The following is a 26,641-nucleotide window of genomic DNA, read 5'->3' as shown; positions in this document are numbered from 1 at the left end:
GAGCTGGTTTTTTTGTTTTCGTAAAGGACTTTGCTAACAGCTATAAGCTAAGGTGCATCGGTGCCTACATAAATAAGCTTGGCAGTGTAAAACAAAGTACACTGCAGCTTTAAACAGTGTCATTAAAGTTTGCGTTAGCGCATTATCTTGGGGTTATAACTTGGTTTGTAAAACATTATTTTTTTTCTCTTTGGTTTATTCGCTTGGATTTCATGCGCTTGGTGAACGTACGCAAGAAACGCCAATTTTTGATAACGCCAACGTAAGTGCTTTTATTAAACAGGCTTACACACCCACTTTCGACTGTCCAAGTAGTGCATTGAACACGCAAATAGATACTGCGCTTGAATCAGCCTTGCTTTCACCCCAGCAGCAGCTTCAACTGTCGAGTATGAAAACTCATGGTCTAATTTGCGCTGGCAATGTGACCGATGCCCAGTCAATATTACAGCGTTTGCTTGCCAATGTGCAGTCTGACCGAAGCGCACAATACTATCTTTCCGCTATTTTCCAGTATGGTTTTATTTATGACATTCTCGAGAAGCCAGAACGCTGCGACTATTTCACTTTGGCCCGCGACTCCGCTAAGGGAAGATATGTAGACGTTCATTTAAGCGCTAGTCTTGGCTATATCACCGAATGTTCAACATCCGATGTTGATACAAAAGTATATGAGCTATACCAGTTACTCGTGGATGTAACCGCTATGGATAACGCCGCCGCGCTTGCTCACGCTCACAATAGGGTAGGGTTGTTTTATGCCACCAGAGGCCAGCAAGGCTTAGCTGCAGCCCAATATATGAAAGCTTTTGAAACAGCCCGAGATATATACACTAATGAAAATTTATTGTCTGTATTAGGCAGCGCCGTGGCGGCATTTCAATCCACAGGTAATTTAGCGCGCACGAAAGAAGCACTTGATAAATTTAGTGCTATAAATGAAGTAAGTGGTACCAAACGCACTTGGTTTTTACAATATTTTTTTGAAGCAGCCTACTATGTCGCCCTTAAAGACTTCCAAAGCTTAGAAACCAGTTTGCAGAATTGGCAAGAAGTCGCTGGGAACAGTAAAAACCCAGTCAATCAAGGTTTGCTCAGGTGGTATTTGTCTGAACTTTGCCTATACAAGAACAATATACAGTGTTTAGTGGATTTTCTTGAAAATGAAAAAAATGCGCCTTCCTCGTATATAAATTATATCAGCGGCAGTAAGAACTACTTGCGCTTCATTGTTGAAGCGAATATGCGTATTGACAACCAGCAGGGCAGTATCGCGGCGTTTGAGCAATACAAAACAAAAATGGAGCGCATTGTCAGCCTAACGCACGATAATTACAGTGCCTTAGATCTAGGTCGCTTGCACAGTAAGATATTGAATCTTGAGGCCAGCCTTGAGCATGAAGAGCGAAATAGGCATAAAGTTATTGGCTTGCTGGTGGGTGGAATGCTAATCGCTTTTCTAGCCGTGTTTTTCGTTTTTTGGCGCAAATATCATGATAGTAAGTCTTATGACAACATTACAGGTGTGCTAACTAATAGCGCGCTGATTAAACAGTTAAGGTATGTTTCCAAGCCAAGCACCCACTGCACCAATGCGCTCGTTATTTTTGATATAGCAAACTTCACCGAAGTGAATTTAACGCTTGGTTCAACTAAAAGCGATTTTGTACTTGAACAAATTGCCATCACCTTGAAAAAAATTACGCGTAGCTCAGACCTACTCGGTCGACTTGGGCCAGAGCAATTTCTACTATGCTTAGTCGACATTGAAGAAGACGCGGCGCAAGCGTTCTCTGAACGTGTAAAAGATGCGCTAACGAGCACCTTCGCTCAGCACAATAATCGTCATGCGATAAGCGTCGACTCGAGTATGAGTATTTACTGTAGCGCAGAGACCTTTCACGATTTAGACGAGATCCTTGAAAATATGTTGCTGTCACTCAGTATTAAGGCGGACAAACCCTAATGAAAATAATTTTAGCGCCTATGGAAGGCGTTGTTGATCATCTTATGCGCGATATGCTCACCCAAGTGGGCGGCTTCGATTTATGCGTGACTGAATTTATCAGAGTTGTGGCTACGCAGCTTCCCGATAAAGTTTTTTATCGTATGTGCCCTGAATTGCACAATGAAGGCTACACCTCCACCGGTGTTAAAGTGAAAGTGCAACTATTAGGACAAGATCCATATTGGCTTGCACAAAATGCTCAAAGAGCCATTGCATTAGGTTCACACGGCGTTGACTTAAATTTTGGCTGCCCAGCGAAAACGGTTAATAAATCAAAAGGTGGCGCAGTGTTATTGCAATATCCTGAAACGCTATACGACATAGTTAAAGCGGTGCGCGACGCGGTACCAAGCGAACATGAAGTGACGGCCAAAGTCAGGTTAGGTTATGAAGATACATCACTGGCCATTGAAAACGCGCAGGCAATTGAAAGCGCAGGCGCCTCGTCATTAGTCGTGCATGCACGCACAAAAACAGATGGGTATAGACCGCCAGCCTATTGGCCTTGGATTGCAAAAATAAAAGCGAACACGACCATTCCCTTAATTGCCAACGGTGAAATCTGGTCTCAAAAAGACGCACTAGCATGCATAGAGCAAAGCCACACTAGCGACATTATGTTAGGCAGGGGTGCACTGGCCTTGCCTAATTTAGCCGCTGCTATTAAATTCGGTCACAAGCCTTATGAATGGCATGAGGTTAAATCACTTTTAGTGGACTATACCGGCTATGAAATATATTCCGAAAAAGGCCTATATTTTCCTAACCGCATTAAGCAATGGTTTTCATATTTGAAGAAGCAGTACCCCGAAGCGCAAGAAATGTTTATGACGCTTAGAAGAATGAAAGACGCTGACGAAATCGTAAAAGTATTAAGTGCTTAATTTTCCCAATATTTATCCGAGTTTGATGTTTAGCCTGCTGTTCATAAAAAAATTTGCGAAAAACACCAGAGCCGATTAGTCTACGAAACACGGTAATCCCTCTTATCTATTATTTTAGCAAGGAAATTCATGTATACATTATCCACGCCTAAGCTGCTGCTTAGTCTAGTAGTTTCGTCATTATTATTGAGTGCATGCAGCGATAATGAAAGCGCTAAGCAGATCGCACTAGACAAAAATAACCCTTTTCCCAGCACCTATCAGCGCATTGAATCTGCACCGATTGTGATTACTAATGTGACTATTTTAGATGGTATTGGTAACAAGATAGAAGAGGGTGAAGTGCTCTTAAAAAACGGTAAGATATCAGCTTTTGGTATCGGGGTACCGGTGCCCCCAGACGCAATTGAAATTGACGGCACGGGCAAGTGGTTAACACCTGGTATTATCGATAATCATAGCCATTTAGGCGTGTATGCATCGCCCGGCACTAGTTCTCATGCAGACGGCAATGAAATGACCGGTCCCGTCACCGCAGAAGTGTGGGCAGAACACTCATTGTGGCCACAAGATCCAGGTTTTGGACGCGCCTTAGCGGGCGGGGTTACTTCATTGCAGATACTACCGGGTTCGGCAAACTTGTTTGGTGGCCGCTCGGTGGTGGTTAAAAATCTGCCGAGTAGAACCATGCAAGACATGAAATTTCCAGAAGCGCCATACGGCATAAAAATGGCCTGTGGTGAAAACCCGAAGCGTGTATATGGTGAAAAAGGCGGTCCAATGACGCGCATGGCAAATGTAGCAGGCTATCGTAAGGCATGGATTGAAGCACAAGCTTATCAGCAAACATGGAGCGATTATGAAGCCGGCGCAAAAGACGGTAAAGCGCCTATGCGTGATTTGCGTCTTGAAACGCTAGCCGGCGTGCTAGACGGCGATATTATTGTGCACATGCACTGCTACCGTGCAGATGAAATGGCCATAATGATGGACGTAATGAAAGAATTTAATTACCAAATTGGCACTTTTCATCATGCGGTAGAAGCATACAAAATTGCCGACAAGCTAGCTGAAAATAATGTCTGTTCTGCTATGTGGGCCGACTGGTGGGGATTCAAAATGGAAGCCTACGACGGTATACGTGAAAACGTGCCCATGGTACATCAAGCGGGTGCTTGCGCGATTGTGCATTCAGATGACGCTATTGGCATTCAGCGCTTAAATCAAGAGGCAGCAAAAGCATGGTCGGACGGTGTTAGAGCCGGCATTGATATTTCTCAAGCTGATGCTTGGCAGTGGCTGTCGGCTAACCCAGCAAAGTCATTGGGTATTTTTGAGCATACCGGCTCCATTGAAAAAGGTAAAAACGCGGATGTAGTATTATGGTCTGGCGACCCTTTCTCAAGCTATACCCAAGCTGAAAAAGTATTTATTGACGGCGCAATGGTATACGACAGAGCAGACCCTGAGAGCTGGCCGGTGAGTGACTTCGAGCTAGGTCAAATTGCGCAAGGAGACGCCAAATGAAATGTTCAGCAGTGATAAGTAATCTAATCCAAAATGTACGCTGTCAAAAACATACTTTGTTGGCCGCGCGCGCTGCCAGTGCTTTATTGGTGTTAATGATCGCGTTAAGCGGCTATGCATATGCGCAAAGAATCGCCATTACTGGCGGTCAAGTTCACACTATGTCAAGTAAGGGTGTTATTGAAGGCGGCACTGTGTTGATAGAAGATGGTACTATTAAGCAAGTGCTTAGCGGCGTTGCTGTTCCCGCAGGTTACACTGAAATTGATGCAACAGGCAAAGTAGTTACGCCTGGTTTTATTGGTGCATTAACCAATCTTGGTTTGGTAGAAGTGAGCATGTCAGCGGGTGTTAATGACTCGCGGGTAAACGCTCATGGAGTATCAACTGTAGGTGCTGCTTACGATGTTCAATACGCTATTAATACTGATTCAACCTTAATTGGCGTTACACGCTTAGAAGGCTTTACAAGCGCGGCAACGGGCTTAGGATCTACCGGTCAGTTGTTTGACGGACAAGGCGCCTTTATAAGCTTGAGTACCGACTTTAATTCAGTGCTTAAATCGCATGCCTTTATGCACGTTGATTTAAGCAGCAGTGGCGCTGACAAAGTGGGCGGTAGCCGCGCAGCATTATGGGTGGCACTTAATCAAAGTTTAGAAGAAGCATTATACGTGCAAAGCAATCCTATTACGCCGTCGTGGGAGTGGTTTGGCATGATTTCTCGCGCCGATGCAACTGCACTAGTGAAAGTGGTAAGCGGTGAAATGCCGCTGCTGGTGACCGCTAACAGAGCGAACGATATTTTGCAGGTACTGGCACTTAAAGAGCGTTTTAGCGATTTACAGCTGGCGCTGGTAAGCGCAAGTGATGGCTGGCGAGTGGCGCAGCAAATTGCGGCGGCAAACGTGGCGGTGGTATTAAGCCCTGAAGAAAACTTGCCGGGTCAGTTTGACCGTCTTGGTGCAACCCTGCAAAATGCCGCTAGGCTGCACGCTGCTGGCGTAGAGCTGTCTATTGGCATAGAAACGCATAACGCTCGCCTTGCACCGCAGCACGCGGGAAACGCAGTGGCAAATGGCTTACCGCACAGTGTAGCGTTAGCAGCTCTTACCATTAACCCCGCTAAGCTATATGGTGTAGATGATATAGTAGGAAGCTTAGAAGCGGGCAAGCAAGCCGATATAGTGATTTGGTCTGGCGATCCGCTTGAGGTAACGCAGGCCGCTGAAATGGTGTTCATTAAAGGGGAGTCTATGACCATGCAGTCTAGACAAACTAAACTGCGTGACCGTTATTTGCATCGTGATGTGAGCAAGCCTGCAGGCTACTCGCAATAAGCGCTTAGGCAAATAAAAAAGACTTCATATGAAGTCTTTTTTTTCGCGTGTAATTTACCTAAGCTGAGGCTGTACTAGCGTAAAGCAGGTATTAAGAGTTAATCGCCATTAATAACTTAGGCGCCATGAAATCAACAATTAAAGACTGAGCCTCTTTCGTTGGGTGAATACCATCTCGCTGCATTAAGCTTGCATCTAGTGCTATATCCTGCAGAAAAAACGGAATAAGCGGTATATCAAACTGTTTTGCTAAGTCGTGAAAAATAGCTGTAAAAGCTTTGGTATAGCGAGCGCCATAGTTGGTCGGTATTTGCATTTCTTGAATGATAACTTCAACGTTATTGTCTTTGGCTAATTCAATCATGTTAATTAAATTTTGTTTAATCTTACGTGGGTTATGCCCTTGCAATGCGTTGTTTCCCCCCAGCTCAATATATAAATGAGTGGGTTGATGTAAGGCAAGCAAGCGGGGCAAGCGCGCTAGGCCGCCGTCGGTAGTATCGCCGCTTATAGCAGCGTTTATAACCTCAATAGGCGTGTTGCTTTGCTGCCATTGCTGGGCGAGTAAATATACCCAACCTTGATGCGCACTTAGTCCATACGCGGCGCTCAGGCTATCGCCTAGAATCAGTAATTTGTGTTCACCAGCGACTTTTTGAGCACTGCCACTCTGATCTGAAACTGCAAAATTTGCGAATAAAAGACTAATTAATAATAGCCCTAAGCGGATACCTAAAAGTCCACTTTTTTTGCGTGCTGTATAGCTTGCTACCAATTTATAGGAAAAATGTGCCACTATGAGTCAAGCCCCTTTGATGATCGAAACAAAAAACGTTACTAAGAAAGTCACTACGAATGAAGGTGAGCTACAGATCCTTCATCCTATTAGCTTTCAAGTAAAAGCGGGCGAAAGTGTGGCAGTAATAGGCGCCTCTGGCTCGGGTAAATCAACCCTGCTAGGCCTACTAGCAGGCTTAGATGAGGTTAGCACCGGGGAGATTACATTAGACGGCGAGCCACTTCACAGCTTAGATGAGGAACAGCGCGCTCGCCTAAGAGGTGAAAAAGTAGGCTTTATTTTTCAAAGCTTTATGCTGGTACAAAGCTTAACAGCGCTGGAAAATATTATGTTACCGGCTGAAATCGCGGGTCTGCCTAATGCAAAAAAACTGGCTAATGACATTTTAGTCAAAGTAGGGCTTGAACATCGTGCGCAGCATTTTCCTAATCAGTTGTCGGGCGGCGAACAACAAAGAGTGGCCATTGCTAGAGCCTTTATTACCAACCCAAAAATTTTATTCGCTGATGAACCTACCGGCAACCTCGATTCAGTAAACTCCAAAAAAGTAGAAGATTTATTGTTCGCCTTAAACAAGAACTCTGACACTACGCTCATATTAGTCACCCATGACAGCCAGCTATCAGAAAAATGCGACCGGCAATTGCGCATGACCGCGGGCGAATTAGTGGAGCAGCAGCCGCGTCTTAAAGTGGTGTCGGGAGACTAATTATGATGGCTTTTAATTTAGCATGGCGCTTATTTAAGCATGAAGCGCGCCGTGGCGAACTAACAATCATATTGTTAGCAATAATATTGGCGGTAGCGTCAGTACTGTCCCTATCCTTATTCTCAGAGCGCCTGCAGCAGGCACTCACCGATCGCAGCGCCGAATTTATTGCCGCCGATAGTCAGCTTCGCGCAAGAGCGCCGGTCGATCCTCTGTGGATTGAAGAGGCCAGCAAGTATAATTTAAGCACGGCATTTCAGCTGTCCACACGCTCTATGGTATTCGCCGGTGACGAGTTAGCACTATCAGATGTTCGAGCGGTTGACGCGGCGTATCCGCTAAAAGGCAGTGTAAAATTAGCTGACATACCTTTTGGTGAAGGTATTGTCACTTCGCAATCAGTGCCCGCTGGCGAAGTATGGGCCGACTCGCGTTTAATGCAGGTGTTAGCCCTTAATATTGGTGATGAAGTAGAAGTAGGCGAAGCAAAGCTCAAAGTGACCCAAATCTTGAGTGAAATCCCTGACGCTGGGTTTAGCGTATTTAACACCGACCCAACCTTGCTAATGAATCAGCTTGATATTGAGCAAACCAAAATTACGGGCCCGGGCAGTAGAGTCCGATACAAATATTATTTTACCGGCGAGCCTAGCGACTTAGACGACTATTATAATTGGCTACGTCCGCAGATGAATCGAGAAGTGCACCGGTGGACCAGTATTGAAGATGATGAATCGGCGATAGGCAACTCAATTGCGCGCGCCGAAGAGTTTTTCTTGCTGGCAAGTCTGTTGGCGATTGTATTAGCGGCGGTGTCTATCGCGGTGGCGGCCCAGCGTTTTAGCCAGCGTCATTTTGACCCTGTGGCAATAATGAAAACCCTGGGCGCGGGTAAATCAATGGTAAGAACTATTTACCTGATTCAAATCAGCTTTATTACGCTGTTGGGCATTGTGCTTGGTAGTATTGTGGGCTACCTAATTCAGCAGGCGGTGGCGGTTGGTCTGCAGGGCCAAGTGGAGGTTGCCTTAAATACATGGTACTGGCGCCCCCTTGGAATTGCGGTATTTACCGGCGTTACCTGTGCTTTGCTGTTTTCTTTATACCCCTTGTTACAGCTGTTTTCGGTGCCGCCGTTGCGCGTGCTTCGTCGAGACATAAGCTCAACAGTGTCGTCAAAAGTGCTACAGTTTGCTTTGTCAGGCGGCGCTGTATTTTTACTGATGTGGGTATATAGCGGCAATTTAAAAATAAGTGGCATTTTGTTTGCAGGTGGTATTGTGTTGGTTGCAAGCTTACTGCTGATGACGCACGTACTCATTATTGTGGGTAGAAAATTAGGCAGCGGCAGCATGGGCGCATGGACCTTGGCATGGGCCAGAATTAGACGCCGTGCTATGGGTAACTCGGTCCAGCTAATTAGTTTTGCTATTACCATAATGCTGCTGTTAGTAGTGCTGGTGATGCGTAACGACTTGGTTAAGCAGTGGCGCGACCAGCTGCCAGAAGGTACGCCAAATTATTTTGTTGCTAATATTACCGAAGCGCAAAAAGAAGGTCTTAAAGAACACTTTACTGCCAATAACGTAAGCTACGAGAAATTTTACCCCGTCGCGCGCGGTCGCTTTGTGGCGATTAACGATGACAAAGTACGTACCGACGTGACTAAAGAGGGTGAAGAGGCAGCTAACGATGGACGCCAGGGCCTTGGCCGCGAGGCAAATTTAAGCTGGACCACGGTGCTGCAAAGCGGCAATGAAATTGTAGACGGTAAGTGGCACGACAACTGGCAAGAAGGCGAACCGGTGCCGCTGTCAGTTGAAACCGAAATAGCCGGCAGGTTAAACATTGAATTGGGCGACACGTTAACCTTTAATTTAGGCAGTGAAATCATTAACGCCGAAGTGACCAGCATGCGTAAAGTAAACTGGCAAACTCTGCAGCCTAATTTCTTTTTTGTGCTTCATCCTAAAGCAATGGAAAACTTCAGTGCCACCTACATCACTAGTTTTAATTTAGATGAGTCGCGCAAAAATGAAATAGCTGCGCTTATGGCGCCGTTTGCCAGCGTGACTTTATTTGACGTAGACGCCCGCATTAATCAGGTGCGCGAAATTATTGATCAGGTGTCTATGGCCGTTGAGTTTATTTTAATATTGGTCTTAGTGGCAGGCTCCTTAGTGCTAGTGGCCCAAGTGCAGGCCAGCATGGATGAGCGCCTAGAAGAGCTTGCCATTTTACGCACCTTGGGTTTAAAAGGCATCAGCATACGTTTTAGTGTCATAAACGAATTCTTTATTATTGGCGGGGTGGCAGGCTTAATGGCCGCATTAGCGAATGAATTCAGCTTATACTTACTGCAAACATTGGTCTTTCAAATGCCATTTTCGCTGCATTTTGAATACTGGATAATTGCACCGCTAGTGGGTGCATTGGTTGTTGGTCTGCTGGGCGCGTTAAGCTGCTGGCGACTGTTGTCGCTGAACACCGCGCATTTGTTGCGTAAAATGGTATAGGTGAAGCTTTAAGGTTTGAGGTAGCCAGGTTTTATATCTGCAGGCTGATCACTGTTATGATCTCAGGTGTGTAGGTTTTTCACCTGCTGCCAATTAGTTTCCTTTATAATGCCCTGAACAAAATGGTAGGCGCACACGAGTTTATACTTGCGTGCGCTTGCGCGTTTCCACCCATACATTCAGGTAGTTGCCAGCAAATATAACAATGGCCCCTACAATAACCCACACGTCAATCGCTTCTTTATAAATGACCATTGCCGCTATCGCAACAATGGGAAGGCGCACAAAATCAAGTGGGGCAACAAAGGTCGCTGGCGCTATGGTGAGCGCTTTTGTGATACAAAAATGGGCTAATAGTCCGCAGCAGGCAAGCAGGCTTAGTAAAGGTATATCTGCTTTGCTAGGCGCGGCAATGTCACCATCGTAACCGGCGCAAATTACACCAAAAATAAGCTGCAGAACACAAAGATAGAACATAATTGTCCCGATACTTTCGGTGCGCGTTAAGCGTTTGGTAAATATGTAGGTAAGCGCAAAGAAGAATGCGCACGCTGCGGCTGCAAAAACGCCAGGATGTAAATTATCAACAGAAGGGCGCGTCACAATTAATATCCCCAAAAAGCCCATAAGAGCGGCAATAGAGCGTGTGAGGGTAAGACGTTCACCTAGTAAAAAGGGCGCAAGCAAAATAACCCACAGTGGCGAGGTAAATTCCAGCGCAAAAACCTGTGCTAAGGGAATAACACTTAGCGCAAAAAACCACAGGTTCTGACCGGTAAAATGAAAGACATTGCGTACTAGATGAGTGCGCCAGGCGCCAATCCCAATTTTGCTGTGTGCACCACTTGCATACAGTATCACTAGCACAATCAGCAGGCCAATAGCTGAGCGATACAGCATAATTTCAAAGGTATCAAAATTAGCGCTGAGTTCTCGTCCTGCAATCGCCATGGTGGTAAAACTAAATATTGCGCCCAGCATCCACAGTGCGGCTTGCAGGGTTGAACTCATAAAATACTCTATGTGCCTGAAAGTGGGTCAATATATCATAGAAGAACGCGCTTTTGCTGATCGCCGTAAATTTGCGCAAGCTGCGCCGCTTGAAGATAAGATGAAAGGTCGCGAAAAATAGCGCAGTATATGAAATATATATAAAGACTACACGAGTACATAGCGGGCGATAGTGCGGTTTTATTACATTACGTTTACAAACACTTTGCAAATTGAACATAAAGTCAATAATATAGTTCGCTATATTAACTGGTCATACTAGTACTTAGCATTAGCGTGTGTTTTTAAGCCGTATGCATAAAATAATTAATTACATATCTACATAAGAAGTGGGAGATAGAATGAAAAAACTGTTAGTGAGCACGTGTGTTGTGACTGCCTTAGGTTTAGCTGGATGTGGCACAGAAACGATTGAAGATCTACAAGCAGAGGTAACACCTGAAAGACCTGCATCACGAGTCATGTTTGACCCTTCCAACGGTGTTTTACCCGTGCCTACTGATTTGTTATTTGCATTAGCTGGCCAAACGCAAGATGGCACACTTGAGCTTCCTGCAGAGGTAGCATCTAGAGCACTCAATGAGGGGGTTGCCAACTACGCCGAACCTGGTATTGCTCTTGGTGCTCAAGATGGGTGGAGCACGCAGGCGGCATTTGCGATATCTACCGCTCACCCTGATGGGATTAGTTTAGATGCAGGGTCTGTTGCTACGCCCGGCTCAGTGAGGATATTTAGGGGCGCCATTGGTGGCGATCTAAGAGATCCAGACTGTACTAGTGCGCTCCCGTTAACTGGGTGCAAAATATATAATGAACTCAATTTTGGCGAGGATTTTGTAGCCCAAGCATCAGGCAACAACATTAATATTGTTCCATTAAAAGCCTTTGACGGCGCTACAAGCTATTACGTTGTGCTAACTGACGGGCTCAAAGCGAGTGACGGTCAATCATTACAAGGCTCAACAACCTATGATTTAGTACGTCAGCCTAGTGGGTCATTGCCGCTTGCTTCAGATGCACAGTTAGCACTACAGGGGCTTATAAATTCTTATGAGTCGGTTATTGTTGGTCAAGGTGGTGTTGCCGTAGATTCTATTATCTATAGCTCAACATTTACGACTCAAACCACCACTGGCATTTTCAACACCATAAAAGGCTTACAAATTGGTGGTTTTGCTCAAGCCTTTGGTGCTGCCTTAGCGGGAGGTGGCGATGTTGGAGCGGCAACAGCGGCGGCGGGTAAGCTTTTGCCTGCCATTGTGGTAGATGCATCATCACCAAAAACGGCTTTTGACGTTGTGGCGCCATTATTCTTAGGCGCTGAACGTTTTGGAGGATTACAAGCTGTAGGCTTAGGCACCTGTGGAGGACTTCTTGCAACACTAAATAACCAAGATTCACCGTTGTTTGCTACAGCAACAGCTACCTTTTCGACTTTTGGCCTACTATGTTCTGCTCAGGTGACTAAAGGGACAATCGACTTACCTTATTATTTAAGCCCAACCCAGCCATTAACAGACAGCTGGCAAGCAGCTTGTTCTAACGGCGTTGCATTACAAGGAATTGGTGCGGCCAATATTCCGACTCTCATTGCCAACGGCTCGTTACCTGTTGGACCTTTAAATGATTATTGTCAGGCAGCGTCTGGCGGTAATTTACTTGACCTAGATGTTTCGGGTTTAGGCATTCTTGATAGCCGACATTTAACCCGTTACAGTCCTATTCCTAGAGCCAAAGGTCGTAATGTTGATGGTTCAGAAACGCTCAATGTTCAAATATCGGTGCCAGACGTCAACTTAATTTCCGCTCTTGCTGCCCTTAATCCTGCGGTTACAGCAATAAGCAAACCTGATGCAGGTTGGCCTGTAGTGATACTAGCTCATGGTATTACAAGTAGTAAAGAAGCAATGTTGGCAGCTAGCGGCACACTCTCATTGGCGGGTTTTGCAACTGTTGCAATTGATCTACCTCTACACGGTGAGCGCGGGTTTGTATTAGAAGATGGCACTATTGTTAACGCTACAAACGGTGCTGGTGGATCTACAACGGACTACTTTAACTTGGCAAGTTTATTGTCTTTTCGCGATAATAACCGCCAAGGTGTGGTTGATTTAATGGGCCTAAGGTTAGGTTTAAACGCAGTGGTAGACGCCTCCGGTAGCGTTGACTTAGATGTGTCTAGTGTGTATCTGGCTGGGCAATCTTTAGGCGCTATTGTTGGACATACCGCCGTTGCTATGGCTAATGAAAGCCTCGCTCAGGTGAATCCTGCATTAGCTGATTTTGACAGTATGTACGCATTTAAAGGTGTAGGCTTAAACGTTCCCGGTGGCGGTATTGCTGGTTTCTTATTAGAGTCGGGATCGTTTGGTAATTTAGTTAAAGGCTCGTTGTTTGCTGCCTCATCAACCGAATTTCAAGCATTCTTAGGTCAGTTTGCCGCAGAAAACGAATTATCGGTAACGGCTGCCATACCAGGTGCTTATGCTGCGTTTTCTTCAGGGTTTAATGAGCAGCAACAAGCAAGCGCTGCTGCATTATTTGGTCAATTTGCCTATGCTGCACAAACGATGCTAGATGCGGGCGACCCTAATACTTATGCAAGTATTCTTGGGGCGCAAACTACTCCGGTATATATGGCAGAGGTTGTTGGTGGTGGCACCAACGACGACGGCAGCACAGCCTTGCCCGACCAAACTATTCCGAACTTTGTACCACCTCTTACTGGCACCGAAGCGCTAGCTCGCCTAATTGGTCTACAAGGAGTGAGCACTACAAGTTCAGGCAGTGGACTTGTGCGGTTTATAGCCGGCTCTCATGGTTCGCTACTATCGCCAGTACCAAGTGCGCCAACCACGGTTGAAATGCAGCTACAGCTGGCACAGTTTTTTGCTTCTGCACAAGACGGTACAGCCACCATAGTGGTAACTAACCCTGCTGTTGTTCGTAACTAATCAGTTTTAGGTACTATTAAGGCCAAGTCATTGACTTGGCCTTTTTTGTTTGCCCAGCGAAGCTGACAAACCCAACCACTTAAAAGAAGGTCGAGTTACTTTGACTAAAAGGAAGATAACCTAAATGAAAAGGGCGTTATTCGCTAACGCAGAGGTGTTAAATAAACAATAAGAAGGTGGCTTAGTAGCGCTGGCGGTATTGTTGAGGGGGCCAAAGGGTCAAGCTCATTAAAAATAAAATCCCGTATATGCACTGAAATATTAGTTTAAATTTGTCTGTGCCTATGAACAGTCATTTTGAAATAAGCGCTATTTAGCGTTCAACGAACCTGATCCTTAGATCCTCTCTTTTTTACGAGGTACTTATCAGTCAAATAGACTATTACGATAATAATACCCAGGATACTCATTTCGATTAAAAATGAAAAATCAAAAAACCGGTCAAGAATAATTGAGGTCAAAAATCCAATAAAAATAAAAAATAAAAATCTCATATATATTAAATCTCTGTAGCTTGGTAAACAGGATAGGGCAAAATTAAAAGACCTACCTACACTTAGTAAATATTAAATCGTTGAGTTGAAATGATGTCTGTTTATCAAAAAGAAACTGTTGCTTCCACTATGGTTTCTCAAACTAAAGCTATTTATGTGGTTTCTGAAGCTGCTACTTCCACTGCTAATTATTCTTTTTCCTACATACCCCAATGCGACGCCAATGAGTACGTTCCCAAACATTCCACCACTTACAACTGCTACTTGATCAGATTTTAATTTTTGCATATTGTCTCTCCTTGAGATTATTTTAAGTTCCGTTTACTCGGTACTTTTCAAATCGAGATATTTGGTAAGCAACTAATTAATAAAGCGGCGTTGTTTAAAGCAATATCTACAATGCCAAAATCAAACGTTATAGCGCGCCTAGTTACAAGCAGGCTAATTTTGCGTAAGCTCTAGTTCCCTGCCCACTAAACAAGACTAACAAATGACGCACCAGCATGAAACTGGCCCTTAGTATTAATTATTGATTGATTGAACGGTATTTTTAACTAGACGATGCTAAACTTATGATTCTTTTTACTGCAGGAATAGGGCCTTATTTCTATATTGTTGGAACAGATGTGCATCGCTCGGTAGATTGGATAGTGCAAAACAACACGTTCAAAAGTATAGCCAGCCCAGCAAAGAAAGTAGCATTATTAGCAACAACCTTATTATTCATACCGCCACTTCGCATCCTTTTGCTGACGTGGGTATTGGTATAGAAAGCAGCCCCCCCAGACAGTGGTTACAAACAATATCATTTCTTCAACGGGAAACTACCCAAACGCAATTGAATATAGGTTTGACAGAACCACTGGTGTGCTTATCTAAGAAAATATCACCAATAAATTTATTGCCGACAGAAATCGCCGGTGCCGCTACCCAAAAAGATAACGGCACCGGCGGTAAACCTAAGCAGGTGGCTAATAGCATTCAATATTTACCTAAGAGCCAAGAGTAAGCTTAAAGGCACTACTTATATGTCTAAAGCGTTTAAAGCTTCCTCAAGGGTAGGGTAGCTAAAGGTAAATCCTGCCGCCATTAAGCGTTCGGGCAGCACTTTTTGCCCATAAAGGACTAAGTCAGACGATTCGCCCATGAGGGTTTTAATGACCACTTTTGGCACCCTGAATATGCAGGGCCTGTCTAAGCGTTTGGCCAGTTTAATCGAGAAAAATGCGTTGGTGTTAGGGTTAGGCGCGGTAAAATTATAAGGGCCCTTGCATTTGCCGTTGGTCAGCATAAATTCGAGGGCTTTAACCATATCCTCAATATGAATCCATGACATAAACTGGGTGCCAGCGCTAATAGGACCGCCTAGGCCTAATCTAAACGGCATAATCATTTTGGCTAATGCACCGCCGTTTTCGTCTAGTACAATACCTGTACGGGCGATACATACGCGGGTTTGTGCGCTAAGCGCAATGCTCTCCCACTTGCGACACACCTGCGATGAAAATTCGTCGTGATAGTCTTCAAAGTCTTCATCTATAGGAGTATCTCCTTGACGCCCGTATACGCCAACCGCTGAACCACTAATGAATACCTCAGGCTTGTCGCGGGCATTGTTAATTAGGTCAACGAGGCGGGTGGTAATGTCCCAGCGAGAGTCACAAATGACTTGCTTTTGATTATCGGTCCAGCGCTTATCCGCGATAGGCTCACCGGCTAAATTGATAATAGCGCTGTAGTCGTTTATATGTGAAATTTCACCAAGGCTCACGGTGCCTATGTTATCTCCTAAAAGACGCTTAGCGCGGCTTGGATCGCGACTAATCACGGTTATTTTGTATTTGTCCTGCAGGTTTTTAATTAAGCGCCTGCCAATAAGTCCAGTACCGCCTGAAATAAGCACATGTTGCATGATTATTCTCTCTTTAATCTTTGGTGCATGAAAGTGCTAAAGAAACTGAGTCAGAAAAACGCAGTGCGTGCGGTTTATCGACTTCAGCCTCTGCGAAAGTAACCGATGGGTGTTCAGCGGCTACAGCCAAAATATCTGCGGTAAGCTTTTCTAGTAATGAAAACCGGTTGTCTTCGACCAAACGTATGATTGCTTTAGTAATTGTTTTATAATTTAGAGCGTCTTGCATTTGGTCTGTGTCGGAGGCCTGTTTTGCATCGTAATGAATTAATATATTTATTACGACATCTTGCTGATTTTTTATCTCATCTTCATTGATACCAATGTAAGTGCGTAGCCTAAGATTTTTAATGCGAATAGTGGCAAGATTAAGATTCATAAAATATTGTATTCCTTGATAATACTGCGTTAGTGAAAACTGTTGCAACGTTGAGTTGTTAAAAATTGCCGTAAAAACGCTTCATTGAAAAATCAGATACACAAAAAATAAATGTATACTGCCTTAACGATTTTGCCATGCGACGGTATTGAAAAATCCTAACCCACCTTGGAAATAAAATGGAAAGTAATACACCCGTAATAAAAGCATTTATCCTAATGGCCAGTGTGATCATCGTTCTGGCGGGCATTAAAGCTGCCAGTGTCGTGTTAGTGCCCTTTTTATTATCTGTTTTTATTGCGATTGCGGTCAGCCCACTCATTAATTGGTCAAGCCAATACAAAGTGCCTCGATGGCTGTCCGTCACCTTTGTAATACTCCTAATAGTAGTGATTGGATTTATGTTGGCAGGATTAATTACCCAGTCAATGGCAGAGTTTCGGGCTAACTTGCCGAATTACAAAGAACAGCTCTCGGGTGAATTTGCATGGATAGTGAGTAAAATGGCGCTGGTAAATATTCATATTGACGAAAGTATTGTCGTTAACTACCTCGATCCAGCCATGGCGATGACCGTCGCGACTAACTTTATCGCAGGTATGGGCGCGGTGCTCTCAAACGTATTTCTTATTTTACTCACCGTTATTTTCATGCTTTTTGAAGCCGAGACTATGCCTAGACGAGTGCACATTGCGTTTTCAGATCCCGACATGAAGCTTCCTCACATAGACCGGTTTTTGAAATCGGTTAATCAATATCTAGTTATTAAAATGATGGTGAGCGTAGCAACGGGTATCATTATAGGTGCATGGCTATATTTTTTAGGCGTTGACCACTATATGCTGTGGGCGGTGCTATCTTTTATGCTCAACTTTATTCCTAATATAGGCTCAATTATTGCGGCGATACCGGCGGTGCTTATGGCCTTTGTTGAATTTGGTTTTGTACAAGCCGGATTAGCAGGCCTAGGCTTTATAACGGTGAACATGGTAATGGGCAATTTAATAGAGCCACGCTTTATGGGCAAAGGCTTGGGCTTGTCTACCTTGGTGGTATTTCTATCTTTAATATTTTGGGGCTGGCTACTTGGCACAGTGGGCATGCTGCTATCTGTGCCGCTAACCATGGTCGTTAAGATTGGTTTAGAGTCGCAAGAAAGCAGCAGATGGCTCGCTATTTTGCTGTCGGGAGATAATAAAGACTTGGTCACGCCTACTGCCGCTGAGCTTCCTCAATAGTCAGATTTTGCCTCGGCTGAATGGCTAAAAAAGCTGGATTAATTAACAATAGGTATTGCCTATCCTTAATCCAGCGGTTGTTGTTAAGGAAGTACCTTTTTAAACGGCTTCACCGTTACTTTTTCATATACGCCGGCGCTAATGTAAGGGTCGGCATCGGCCCATTGTTGTGCCTGCTCAAGACTTCCAAACTCAGCCACAATAAGAGAACCGGTAAATCCCGCAGGGCCAGGGTCGTGGGCATCTATCGCCGGGGTCGGCCCAGCGGCGAGCAGCCTGCCTTCATTGGCCAATAAGGTAAGTCTTGCCACGTGGTCAGGGCGTGCTTTTAAGCGATTTCCCAAGCTGTTTGGCACGTCTTGCGCATAAATCATATAATACATGCTGACTTCCTTTTATAAATGCGTGGCTGCTTTCATGGTGGCCACGAATTCGCCTAGCTGCTGGTGCATGTCTTTGCTGTTAGCTAAGTTTTTAGCAATTATATTCACCGTGGCTGAGCCTGATATAGCGCCTGCTGCGCCTGCTTGAATGGCTGAACTCACCTGCTGCGGCGTTGATATACCAAAGCCGATTAAAGGCGGCGCTACTTTGTACTTTTCCAGTTTAGCCACAAGTTCTGCAGCAGGTATTTCAACCGCCGATTCAGCTCCAGTAACACCCGAGCGGCCAAGTAAATAAGTGTAGCCACTAGATTTTTCGCCAATTAAAGACAGGGTTTCGTCACTCGCGTTAGGCGGGGCAATGAGTATTTGTTGAATGCTGTTGTTTATGGCAGCGTCAATAAAACGCTGGGCTTCACGCAGCGGTACATCGGCAATTAAAATTGAGTCAACGCCGGCTTCAAAGGCAGATTTATAGAACGTGTCTACGCCTTTTGCCAACACTAAGTTGCTATATAATAATAACCCGATAGGAATATCGGCATACTCAGCTCTAAGCTGCTTCAAAATGGCAAAGCAGTCATGGGGGCGTATGCCCGAGCCCAAAGCGCGTATGCTGGCCTTTTGAATAGTCGGGCCGTCGGCAATAGGGTCGGAATAGGGTATGCCAAGCTCTAAGGCATCTGCACCGTTCTTTACCAATGTGCGAAGGATATCAAGTGAGGTTTCAAAGTCAGGGTCGCCCAGCATCACGAAGGGCACAAAGGCCCCTTGTTTTTTAGCCGATAAGTTTGCAAACATTGTTTTATAACGACCAGTATCTTTTGGTGACTGCATTATAAATCATCTCCTAAAATTTTAATGACGTGCTCAAGATCTTTATCGCCTCGACCTGACAGGTTGACCACAATGATCATTTCTTCTTCGGCATCATCGGCCATGTTCAGCGCATGCGCTAGTGCGTGGGATGGTTCAAGCGCGGGAATAATACCTTCTTTTTTGCACAAGAGTTTAAATGCGTTTAATGCTTCGGTGTCGGTAACGGCGTAATATTCGGCGCGTCCTGTTTCATGCAAAAAGGCGTGCTGCGGGCCTACCGCGGGGTAGTCTAGTCCTGCACTGACCGAGTAAGACTCTTCAATTTGACCGTCTTTGTCTTGCATAATGTAGGTGTATGCGCCGTGTAGTACGCCTTTGCTGCCGGTAACAATAGTCGCGCCATGCTCTTTGGTGTGCACGCCTTTACCAGCTGGTTCAACGCCTATAAGTCTCACGCTTGGTTCGTCGATGAAGTCAGCAAACATGCCAATGGCGTTTGAGCCACCGCCAACGCAGGCCACGACAGCGTCGGGCAGGCGGCCTTCTCTTTCCATAATTTGAGCCCGGGTTTCTTCGCCAATCATGCGATGATATTCACGTACTATAGTAGGGAAAGGATGAGGACCTGCGGCGGTACCTAGCAAGTAATGCGAGGTTTCGTAAGAGGCTGACCAGTCTCGCATGGCTTCGTTTACGGCGTCTTTTAAGGTGCCTGAGCCTGAATTGACAGGTATTACTTGTGCGCCCATTAAGCGCATTCTAAATACATTGGGCGACTGACGTTCAACGTCTTTAGCACCCATGTATATGCGCGCTTTTAAGCCAAGCAGCGCGCAGGCTAGGGCGGTTGCTACGCCATGCTGTCCGGCGCCTGTTTCGGCAATTACTTCGGTTTTACCCATACGCTTGCATAACAACGCTTGTCCCAAAACCTGATTGGTTTTGTGCGCGCCGCCGTGCAATAAATCTTCACGCTTTAAATACAGCTTTACCAGCGGGTTTGAAACTAGGTTTCTAGACAAGGTCATGGCCGTAGGGCGACCCGCATAGTCTTTAAGTAAATCCATAAATTCTTTCTGAAACGCGGGATCATCTTTAGCGTCTAAAAAGGCTTGTTCTAATTGGTCAAGTGCCGGGATAAGGAGTTCTGGTACATACGTACCGCCAAATTCGCCAAACTTTGAGTCTAATTTATTCATATTATATGTCTCTTTATATGCGTTTTACGAACGCGCGAGCGCGAACAATTCTATTAATTTAGCCTGCGTTTTAAGGCCAGGCGCATCTTCAATGCCTGAATTGACATCAATAATACCAACGCCTATTTGGCTTGCCGCTTGAATATTGGTGCTTGATAAACCGCCTGCCAATACAAGCGCAGACTTTTCTTTTATGCTGTCTAACAAGCGCCAGTTGAAACTATTGCCGGTGCCACCTGTTTGCTCACCCACTTTGCAGTCCAGCAATACACGCGACAATATCCCAGAGTTTATTTGCGAGTGAAGGGTACTAAAGGCCGCATTTATCGATTGAGACTCAACCACGTCTACCGACATTGCCTTCCAAATTTCACACTGTGGCGGCAGTAGTTTTTTAAGATCGGCCGTATATTGTAAACCTTCTTGGCCGTGCAGTTGTACCGCCCGTAAAGACAGTTTGTGTGCATACTCAAGCACTTGCTCTAGGGGCTGATTAACAAACACGCCCACATAAGCCTGCTTCACCTGTTGGGTAATTTCAAGCGCGGTTTCCATGCTTATGTAGCGCTTCGAGTTTGGGCTAAAAATTAAGCCTAAATAACTAACCGGAAAACCTGCCACCAGCTTTGCTTGTTCAATACTGGTGATACCGCACACTTTAATGTCGCCATAAACAAGTTGCGAAACCGCTAGGTTTAGGTCAACTTTAGCCATTAGTGCACTGCCGACTAAAAAGCTGTCTACAAACGGGGAGAGTCTGCGGACATCCTGATTCGTGTAAATACCGGATTCTGAAATTATAACACCCTTAAAGCGTGCATCACTTCGAATAACTGGGGCTAAACGTTCGGTGGTCGCCAAATCGGTAGACAAATCTCGCAAGTCGCGATTGTTTATGCCGATGATGTTCGCACCAAGCGCAAGCGCTCGCTCGGTCTCTTGGGCGTTACTAACTTCGGTTAATACATCCATTTTTAAAGCGTGAGCTACGCTAGCAAGATGTGTATATTCTTCATCGCTTAGCACCGACAGCATCAGTAATACAGCGTTAGCGCCTAAATAGCGCGCTAAATAAACTTGGTACTCATCTACAAAAAAATCTTTATTAATAGTTGGCTGAGACACTTTGTTGCTTACATACTGTAAATACTCGAATTTACCTTGAAAGTATTTTTCGTCGGTTAGTACAGAAAAGCACGCAGCTTCTTTTTGATAAGCCTCGGTTATTTCATCAAGATCGAAATTTTCTCTTATTAGACCTTTTGAAGGCGACGCTTTTTTACATTCGAAAATATAGCTAGTGCCTTTTGCTGCTAGGGCGTCAAAAAACGAGTTGTCACTTAAGGTAAGTTTGTCTTTGAAGTGCACTAAGGGAAGCTGCTCTTTTTTTAGGATTAATTCTTCGCGTTTATCCGCAACAATCTGTTCTAACACATTTGCCACTATATACCTCCTTGACTGATAAGTGCTGCATGGGAAATGGTCTGCATAGGTTTTTTTTCTGCAATAGCCTGCATAACCGTATTGAAGTGGGTTCTAAATGGCTGCTGCGTGTCATGTAACCACAGCAGGCTGGCGGCGTTAATCGCAATGGCATGGACGTGTGCAGATTCGCCCTCGCCATTAAACACCTTATTTATTGCGCTCACATTATATTCAGGTGTATCACCTAGTATCGCACCTAGCGGCATTTCACTTATGCCGAAGTCGCTAGGCGCGAGCGTGAATTCGTGTAAGGTGTTATTATGCACATGAATGGCTGTAGATGGACCATGCAGCGCTATTTCATCAAGGCCTGAACCATGCACTACCAAGGCGTTTTTATGGCCCAAGTTTAATAAGGTTTGCGCGTAAATAGGCACTAATTTGGGATCGTATACGCCATATATGCCATGGCTTGGACTAGCAGGGTTTGCTAACGGGCCTAACACATTAAACAAGGTGCGCGTTTTGAGCGCTAAACGTACTGGCATAGCATGCTTTACACCGGTGTGATAAACGGGCGCGGCTAAGAAGCAAAAGCCAGCCTCGTCTAAACACTTGCGAGCAGTTTGCGGGCTCATATCAAGCTTGATACCAAAACCAGCGAATAGATCAGAAGAGCCTGATTTACTCGACACACTTCTATTACCATGTTTAGCGACCTTAATACCACAGCTCGCCGCAACTACCGCCGCTGCACTTGAAATATTGATAGTGTTGTGACCGTCTCCACCTGTGCCTACTAAATCGCTAAACGCATAGTCGGGTCGTGCAAATACAACGGCATTGTCGCGCATGGCAGCAGCAGCGCCTGCTATCTCTTCACTGGTTTCACCCTTGAGTTTAAGCGCCACTAAAAAAGCTGTTAGCTCTAGATTGCCCATATCTCCGCGCATAACATCGTTGAAAATAGCGTAGCTTTGCGACTGACTAAGTGAGCCGCCTTGGTAAAGTGCTTCAAGCAGGTCAAAATATGCTGGGTTCATGTTATTTCCCTTCGCTTTGTGCATTGGTTTCATCTGCACTGCTTGCGGTAATAGGCGCGCTAAGTAAATATTGTATCGCTTGTAATAACAGTTGGCTACCTTGACTGGTTAGTACCGACTCGGGATGAAATTGGAAGCCGAGCATCTTATCATTGTTGTGCAGCACTGCCATAGGAAGCCCGTCTATATGTGCAATAACTTGCAAACATTCTGGTACATGCACTGCGGCCAAGGAATGATAGCGCGCAATGGCCATAGGCGATGGTAGATTTTTAAAGAGTTTAGGATAATCATGCTTCATCATGGACGATTTTCCGTGCATAACCTGCGGCGCTCTGGCTATTTTACCGTGGTAACTTTCCACTATAGCCTGATGCCCTAAACAGATACCCAGCACGGGAAATTTGCCTTTTACTTGTTCAAGAATGGCGGGCATGTTACCTGCATTGCTGGGTGAACCGGGTCCCGGTGATAGCATAAGAAGAGTAGGGCCAAGCTGACTATAGTGGTGAAGCTTATCCATTACTTTATGCGTATCTATGCTGTTTCTAAACACCGTTAGAGTGACGCCCAGCACACGAAGCTCATCTACTAAATTATAGGTAAATGAATCTTGGTTATCTATTAGTACCAGCTTTAGGTGACTCAAGGTTTGGCTCTTCACGGCTGCTTACTCCCTTGCTTTTGCATATTTTTATCATGTTGAAGACTTGTATCATCGGCCTTTTGCACTAATGTGGAAGCTTTAGCAGTTTGCGTTTTTTCGCTTACCGCCGAGTTGCTGCGTTTTATTGCCGATATCACCGCCTGTGCCTTTGCGGTGGTTTCATCAGCTTCAAACTGCGGCACTGAATCATTCACCACGCCAGCGCCGGCCTGTACGTACGCTAAGTTGTGTTTTACAAAGGCTGAACGGATAACAATACAGGTATCAAAATCACCTAAGCCATTAAAATAGCCAACCGCGCCACCGTAGCTGCCGCGCCTCTCTTTTTCGGTGTGTCTTATTAAGCTGGCCGCGCTAATTTTGGGTGCGCCTATTAAGGTTCCCATATTCATACAGGCTTGATAAGCGTGCAGCGCGTCTAAATCGTCGCGTAGTTCACCTACGACTCGCGACACTAAATGCATAACGTGCGAGTAGCGGTCAACTTTCAGCAGATCTTTAACGTGTCTGGTGCCGGGTTTACTCACCCGAGCCACATCGTTGCGAGCTAAATCTACCAGCATAATATGTTCAGACTTTTCTTTGTTGTCTTGCTGTAAATCGAGTTCTAAGCGGCTGTCTAAATCGACGTCAATACTGCCATCGCTGCGTTTACCGCGCGGTCGGGTGCCGGCAATGGGGTATATTTCAACGTAGTTTGTGGTTGCGTCGTATTTGAGCGCTGATTCAGGCGAGGCGCCGAATATAACAAAGTCATGGTCTTGCATATAGAACATGTAGGGCGACGGATTGGTTAACTTTAGCTGCTCGTAAGCGAGTAAAGGATTAGGGCAAGCAAGGGTAAAAGTGCGCGAGGGCACCACTTGAAATATGTCACCGTCGAGGATGTTCTCTTTTAGCGCGAGCACATCTTCACAATAGGCTTGGTCTGATTTATTCACTGAGACCTGCGTTGAAGGGTCTATAGGCAGTATGGTCTTGCTATTAATTGCTTCTGGCAGCTTTGCTATTTGATTAGTGATGAATTCTAATCGCTGATGGACTGAAAAGTAATGCTTGGCGACTTCTTCACCGCTAAATACACTACCAATAATTTGGGTGCTGTTGGTTTGATGATCGACCAATATGAGTGTTTCAGCCAAATAAAACACATAGTCAGGACAGGTATTACTCGATTCAGGCACCTCAGGCAGAGATTCAAAATTAGCTAATAAATCATAAGCGAACACACCGGCTAAAAAAACGGCGTGAGGATGTTGACGAAGCGCTTTGAGCGATGATTGTATAATGCGCAGGGCATCAAATACACTGCGCTGCTTTAAACGTGAGTCTTCGTCTAGGTCGACATCGTATGTATTGAAGTTGAGCGTAAGCGAAGTGACCTGTGCATGCTCTGCCTCAGCCTGTAGCTGGGGGTTTGCATAATCGCTTAATAACTCTGCTATGAAAGGTAATAATGGTTGACCATTTTCAGACAGCGCTGTAATAACAACTGTATTTTTGTTGCATTCGATACGCAAAGCCGCGTCAATCAACAAAAGGCTCTTTAAGTTGTCTTTGCTGTCAATTTCTGCTGATTCAAGCAGTATAGAATGCTTGTTAGCAAGTGTATGGTATGCGTGTAATGGATTAGCAATATACGGTGCTTCAACCACTATACTTTCAACTGTGCCTGGCTGGCTTCCTAAATCCGACAAATTCATAGTTTACTGCGCCTCTTAGTATAGGGTGTATAGTCAATAGGTAATATGCCTGTCGGGCTTTCTTTGTGTTTATTGTATTAAAATTTGACAACAAAAAAGGCCCAGTATGTGGGCCTTGGATATGCGAACACGCACATGCAACCTGACCCTAAGTCTGGCTGTGCCACCAACAGATTGTAATTATGTGTGTTAAATGCATGAAATATCCAATATGTTTATGCGTTATCTCGGGGGTCTTGTTATCGATTAACTTTGTAAAGGTGTGATTGATAACACCGCAAGGCAAATAATTTGCTAGTTTTCTAAGCCCATAGGAGAAACCATAACGCAGTTAATGTCAACCACAAATATAAATTAAAATGCATCACCGGTGTAAAATACTTTTTGTCTATCTTGAGGACGGACAAAAGCGCAATGTACACTGTGTGTAATTGTGCGTTATAATACCAAAATGGTAAAATGGTAAAATGGTAAAATGCAAAATGAGTTGAAGGTATGTTTCACCGTGCAGTGGTGATGGTTACTGACTTTGATGCCCTGACGGATTATCGCCTGTTAATGCGATAAAAAAGGGGCGGTACAAGTCACCACGATAAGTTGTCACATAAGCTGAGGTTGAAGTTAAAGCGTAAGCTGCTGTGTACGTCAATACGGGGCTCGTTTTATGTCACTGCTTTGCTTGTACAGACACCACTTTAAAACATTTTTTACGCGGGAAAGGTATATATTTGAAAATTGATTTACACAGTCATACTCATCATTCAGATGGTAAGCTAAGCGTTGCCGAATTGCTAATGCGTGCGCAGCAAATGCAGGTTGATGTGCTCGCTATTACCGACCACGACTGTATAGATGCGATAGCCCCCGCACGCGCAATTTTAGCCCGCAATAAGCAAAAACTTACGTTAATAAGCGGCACCGAAATATCAACTAGATGGCATGGCTTTGAAATTCATATTTTAGGCTTAGAGGTGGATCATGAATGCCCCGTTTTTGTACAAAGACTCGCTACGCAGCTTGAAAAACGCCAAATAAGAGCCCAAAAAATATGCGAAAAGCTCAGTAAAATAGGCATTCATGACGTATTACCCCTTGCGCAAAATATGGTAACCAGTGGCTGTATCTCGCGCGCTCACATTGCCCAAGTCTTAGTTGACAAAGGCGTGTGCGATTATTTTCAGCAGGCTTTTACTCAGTATTTAGGCAAGGATAAAAAAGCCTATATAGTACCTCAGTGGATAGGCATTCAAGAAGCTGTGCAGTGGATTCATGAGGCCGGCGGCAAAGCCGTAATTGCGCATCCGTTTCATTACGATATGACAACCAAGTGGCTGCGCCGTTTAGCCGAAGAGTTTGCATCATACGGCGGTGATGCCATGGAAGTTCAACATCCGAATTTAGCCAAGGAAAAACACGATCTCATGGTAGACATTGCCTTAAAAACAGGCCTTATGGGTTCAGCTGGCTCTGATTTTCATGCGCCGTCAAAGTGGACCGAGCTGGGCCGTAGGCTTAACATCCCAGCGAGTTTGACGCCCGTTTGGACAAGTTTTAAAACGCATTTAGGTGCGTAATAGTCAGGTTTCATGTGCGTAAAAAAGTAAACCTATATTATGAGTAGTTTTAGCGAT

Annotated in this window: 21 protein-coding genes; 10 read left to right on the top strand and 11 right to left on the bottom strand. The window is 44.9% G+C overall.

Annotation, left to right across the window (positions count from 1 at the left end):
- The first annotated feature begins 160 nt into the window (after nucleotides 1-160).
- From BAE46_RS13915 to BAE46_RS13900, 4 genes are all read left to right on the top strand, one after another.
- Nucleotides 161-1,966: a GGDEF domain-containing protein gene (locus tag BAE46_RS13915; protein WP_070113365.1), complete on the top strand. Its 1,806-nt coding sequence runs from the start codon at nucleotides 161-163 to the stop codon at nucleotides 1,964-1,966.
- Nucleotides 1,966-2,892, top strand: coding sequence for a tRNA-dihydrouridine synthase (locus tag BAE46_RS13910; RefSeq protein ID WP_006004236.1), 927 nt, complete (start codon nucleotides 1,966-1,968; stop codon nucleotides 2,890-2,892). The genes BAE46_RS13915 and BAE46_RS13910 overlap by 1 nt, the downstream gene beginning before the upstream one ends.
- Before the next feature lie 129 nt (nucleotides 2,893-3,021).
- Nucleotides 3,022-4,419, top strand: a complete 1,398-nt coding sequence (locus BAE46_RS13905) for an amidohydrolase (protein ID WP_070113363.1) — start codon at nucleotides 3,022-3,024, stop codon at nucleotides 4,417-4,419.
- Nucleotides 4,416-5,759, top strand: coding sequence for an amidohydrolase family protein (locus tag BAE46_RS13900; RefSeq protein WP_070113361.1), 1,344 nt, complete (start codon nucleotides 4,416-4,418; stop codon nucleotides 5,757-5,759). The genes BAE46_RS13905 and BAE46_RS13900 overlap by 4 nt, the downstream gene beginning before the upstream one ends.
- 91 nt (nucleotides 5,760-5,850) lie before the next feature.
- Here BAE46_RS13900 and BAE46_RS13895 read toward each other — a convergent pair whose 3' ends face one another.
- Nucleotides 5,851-6,555, bottom strand: coding sequence for an arylesterase (locus BAE46_RS13895; protein ID WP_083256891.1), 705 nt, complete (start codon nucleotides 6,553-6,555; stop codon nucleotides 5,851-5,853).
- Nucleotides 6,556-6,574: 19 nt separating this feature from the next.
- Between BAE46_RS13895 and BAE46_RS13890 the strand changes: the two genes are divergently transcribed.
- Together BAE46_RS13890 and BAE46_RS13885 are read left to right on the top strand one after the other, a co-directional pair.
- A complete protein-coding gene (locus BAE46_RS13890) occupies nucleotides 6,575-7,267 on the top strand; it encodes an ABC transporter ATP-binding protein (protein ID WP_040520390.1) in 693 nt (230 codons plus the stop codon).
- A gap of 5 nt (nucleotides 7,268-7,272) precedes the next feature.
- On the top strand, nucleotides 7,273-9,783 hold the full coding sequence (locus BAE46_RS13885; RefSeq protein WP_083256892.1) for an ABC transporter permease: 2,511 nt from the start codon (nucleotides 7,273-7,275) through the stop codon (nucleotides 9,781-9,783).
- 141 nt (nucleotides 9,784-9,924) lie between these two features.
- Here the strand turns inward: BAE46_RS13885 and BAE46_RS13880 are convergent, their stop codons facing one another.
- On the bottom strand, nucleotides 9,925-10,794 hold the full coding sequence (locus BAE46_RS13880) for a DMT family transporter (protein ID WP_070113357.1): 870 nt from the start codon (nucleotides 10,792-10,794) through the stop codon (nucleotides 9,925-9,927).
- A gap of 341 nt (nucleotides 10,795-11,135) precedes the next feature.
- Between BAE46_RS13880 and BAE46_RS13875 the strand changes: the two genes are divergently transcribed.
- Together BAE46_RS13875 and BAE46_RS13865 are read left to right on the top strand one after the other, a co-directional pair.
- Nucleotides 11,136-13,748: a VolA/Pla-1 family phospholipase gene (locus tag BAE46_RS13875; RefSeq protein ID WP_070113355.1), complete on the top strand. Its 2,613-nt coding sequence runs from the start codon at nucleotides 11,136-11,138 to the stop codon at nucleotides 13,746-13,748.
- Nucleotides 13,749-14,885: 1,137 nt separating this feature from the next.
- Nucleotides 14,886-15,251, top strand: a complete 366-nt coding sequence (locus BAE46_RS13865; RefSeq protein WP_070113351.1) for a hypothetical protein — start codon at nucleotides 14,886-14,888, stop codon at nucleotides 15,249-15,251.
- Nucleotides 15,252-15,266: 15 nt separating this feature from the next.
- On the opposite strand, the gene BAE46_RS13860 is transcribed toward BAE46_RS13865, so the two are convergent.
- Entirely contained in the window at nucleotides 15,267-16,154 is an 888-nt protein-coding gene (locus BAE46_RS13860) for a TIGR01777 family oxidoreductase (RefSeq protein ID WP_070113349.1), read from the bottom strand.
- Nucleotides 16,155-16,167: 13 nt separating this feature from the next.
- Entirely contained in the window at nucleotides 16,168-16,533 is a 366-nt protein-coding gene (gene folX, locus BAE46_RS13855) for a dihydroneopterin triphosphate 2'-epimerase (RefSeq protein WP_006004223.1), read from the bottom strand.
- A 179-nt stretch (nucleotides 16,534-16,712) separates the two neighbouring features.
- On the opposite strand from folX, the gene BAE46_RS13850 reads away from it, so the two are divergent.
- Entirely contained in the window at nucleotides 16,713-17,771 is a 1,059-nt protein-coding gene (locus tag BAE46_RS13850) for an AI-2E family transporter (RefSeq protein ID WP_006004222.1), read from the top strand.
- An 83-nt stretch (nucleotides 17,772-17,854) separates the two neighbouring features.
- Here the strand turns inward: BAE46_RS13850 and BAE46_RS13845 are convergent, their stop codons facing one another.
- Genes BAE46_RS13845 through BAE46_RS13815 form a run of 7 tightly spaced genes read right to left on the bottom strand, consistent with a single transcriptional unit; the run spans nucleotide 17,855 to nucleotide 25,010 of the window.
- A complete protein-coding gene (locus tag BAE46_RS13845) occupies nucleotides 17,855-18,154 on the bottom strand; it encodes a YciI family protein (RefSeq protein WP_006004221.1) in 300 nt (99 codons plus the stop codon).
- A gap of 12 nt (nucleotides 18,155-18,166) precedes the next feature.
- Nucleotides 18,167-18,991, bottom strand: a complete 825-nt coding sequence (gene trpA / locus BAE46_RS13840; protein ID WP_006004220.1) for a tryptophan synthase subunit alpha — start codon at nucleotides 18,989-18,991, stop codon at nucleotides 18,167-18,169.
- Complete coding sequence (gene trpB, locus BAE46_RS13835) at nucleotides 18,991-20,172, bottom strand: tryptophan synthase subunit beta (protein WP_070113347.1); 1,182 nt, start codon at nucleotides 20,170-20,172, stop codon at nucleotides 18,991-18,993. The genes trpA and trpB overlap by 1 nt, the downstream gene beginning before the upstream one ends.
- A gap of 24 nt (nucleotides 20,173-20,196) precedes the next feature.
- A complete protein-coding gene (gene trpCF, locus BAE46_RS13830) occupies nucleotides 20,197-21,615 on the bottom strand; it encodes a bifunctional indole-3-glycerol-phosphate synthase TrpC/phosphoribosylanthranilate isomerase TrpF (protein WP_070113345.1) in 1,419 nt (472 codons plus the stop codon).
- On the bottom strand, nucleotides 21,615-22,640 hold the full coding sequence (gene trpD / locus BAE46_RS13825) for an anthranilate phosphoribosyltransferase (RefSeq protein WP_070113340.1): 1,026 nt from the start codon (nucleotides 22,638-22,640) through the stop codon (nucleotides 21,615-21,617). The genes trpCF and trpD overlap by 1 nt, the downstream gene beginning before the upstream one ends.
- 1 nt (nucleotide 22,641) lies before the next feature.
- Nucleotides 22,642-23,304 (bottom strand): aminodeoxychorismate/anthranilate synthase component II, encoded by a 663-nt coding sequence (locus tag BAE46_RS13820; RefSeq protein WP_070113338.1) that lies wholly within the window; start codon nucleotides 23,302-23,304, stop codon nucleotides 22,642-22,644.
- Nucleotides 23,301-25,010: an anthranilate synthase component 1 gene (locus BAE46_RS13815; RefSeq protein WP_070113336.1), complete on the bottom strand. Its 1,710-nt coding sequence runs from the start codon at nucleotides 25,008-25,010 to the stop codon at nucleotides 23,301-23,303. The genes BAE46_RS13820 and BAE46_RS13815 overlap by 4 nt, the downstream gene beginning before the upstream one ends.
- A 728-nt stretch (nucleotides 25,011-25,738) precedes the next feature.
- Here BAE46_RS13815 and BAE46_RS13810 point away from each other — a divergent pair.
- Nucleotides 25,739-26,584, top strand: coding sequence for a PHP domain-containing protein (locus BAE46_RS13810; protein WP_006004214.1), 846 nt, complete (start codon nucleotides 25,739-25,741; stop codon nucleotides 26,582-26,584).
- Nucleotides 26,585-26,641 lie beyond the last annotated feature (57 nt).

Origin of the sequence: Glaciecola punicea, from assembly GCF_001756615.1 — a bacterium.
Lineage (GTDB): Bacteria > Pseudomonadota > Gammaproteobacteria > Enterobacterales > Alteromonadaceae > Glaciecola > Glaciecola punicea.
This window is presented reverse-complemented; position numbering and strand designations above follow the sequence as displayed.

Bases quoted from the DNA above. Each gene is read 5' to 3' on its own strand.
- BAE46_RS13875 (WP_070113355.1), top strand. From the start codon at position 11,136: ATGAAAAAACTGTTAGTGAGCACGTGTGTTGTGACTGCCTTAGGTTTA.
- BAE46_RS13905 (WP_070113363.1), top strand. From the start codon at position 3,022: ATGTATACATTATCCACGCCTAAGCTGCTGCTTAGTCTAGTAGTTTCG.
- BAE46_RS13885 (WP_083256892.1), top strand. From the start codon at position 7,273: ATGGCTTTTAATTTAGCATGGCGCTTATTTAAGCATGAAGCGCGCCGT.
- BAE46_RS13890 (WP_040520390.1), top strand. From the start codon at position 6,575: ATGATCGAAACAAAAAACGTTACTAAGAAAGTCACTACGAATGAAGGT.
- trpD (WP_070113340.1), bottom strand. From the start codon at position 22,640: ATGAACCCAGCATATTTTGACCTGCTTGAAGCACTTTACCAAGGCGGC.
- BAE46_RS13850 (WP_006004222.1), top strand. From the start codon at position 16,713: ATGGAAAGTAATACACCCGTAATAAAAGCATTTATCCTAATGGCCAGT.
- BAE46_RS13880 (WP_070113357.1), bottom strand. From the start codon at position 10,794: ATGAGTTCAACCCTGCAAGCCGCACTGTGGATGCTGGGCGCAATATTT.
- BAE46_RS13910 (WP_006004236.1), top strand. From the start codon at position 1,966: ATGAAAATAATTTTAGCGCCTATGGAAGGCGTTGTTGATCATCTTATG.
- BAE46_RS13845 (WP_006004221.1), bottom strand. From the start codon at position 18,154: ATGTATTATATGATTTATGCGCAAGACGTGCCAAACAGCTTGGGAAAT.
- folX (WP_006004223.1), bottom strand. From the start codon at position 16,533: ATGAATCTTAATCTTGCCACTATTCGCATTAAAAATCTTAGGCTACGC.
- BAE46_RS13860 (WP_070113349.1), bottom strand. From the start codon at position 16,154: ATGCAACATGTGCTTATTTCAGGCGGTACTGGACTTATTGGCAGGCGC.
- BAE46_RS13815 (WP_070113336.1), bottom strand. From the start codon at position 25,010: ATGAATTTGTCGGATTTAGGAAGCCAGCCAGGCACAGTTGAAAGTATA.
- BAE46_RS13900 (WP_070113361.1), top strand. From the start codon at position 4,416: ATGAAATGTTCAGCAGTGATAAGTAATCTAATCCAAAATGTACGCTGT.
- trpB (WP_070113347.1), bottom strand. From the start codon at position 20,172: ATGAATAAATTAGACTCAAAGTTTGGCGAATTTGGCGGTACGTATGTA.
- trpA (WP_006004220.1), bottom strand. From the start codon at position 18,991: ATGCAGTCACCAAAAGATACTGGTCGTTATAAAACAATGTTTGCAAAC.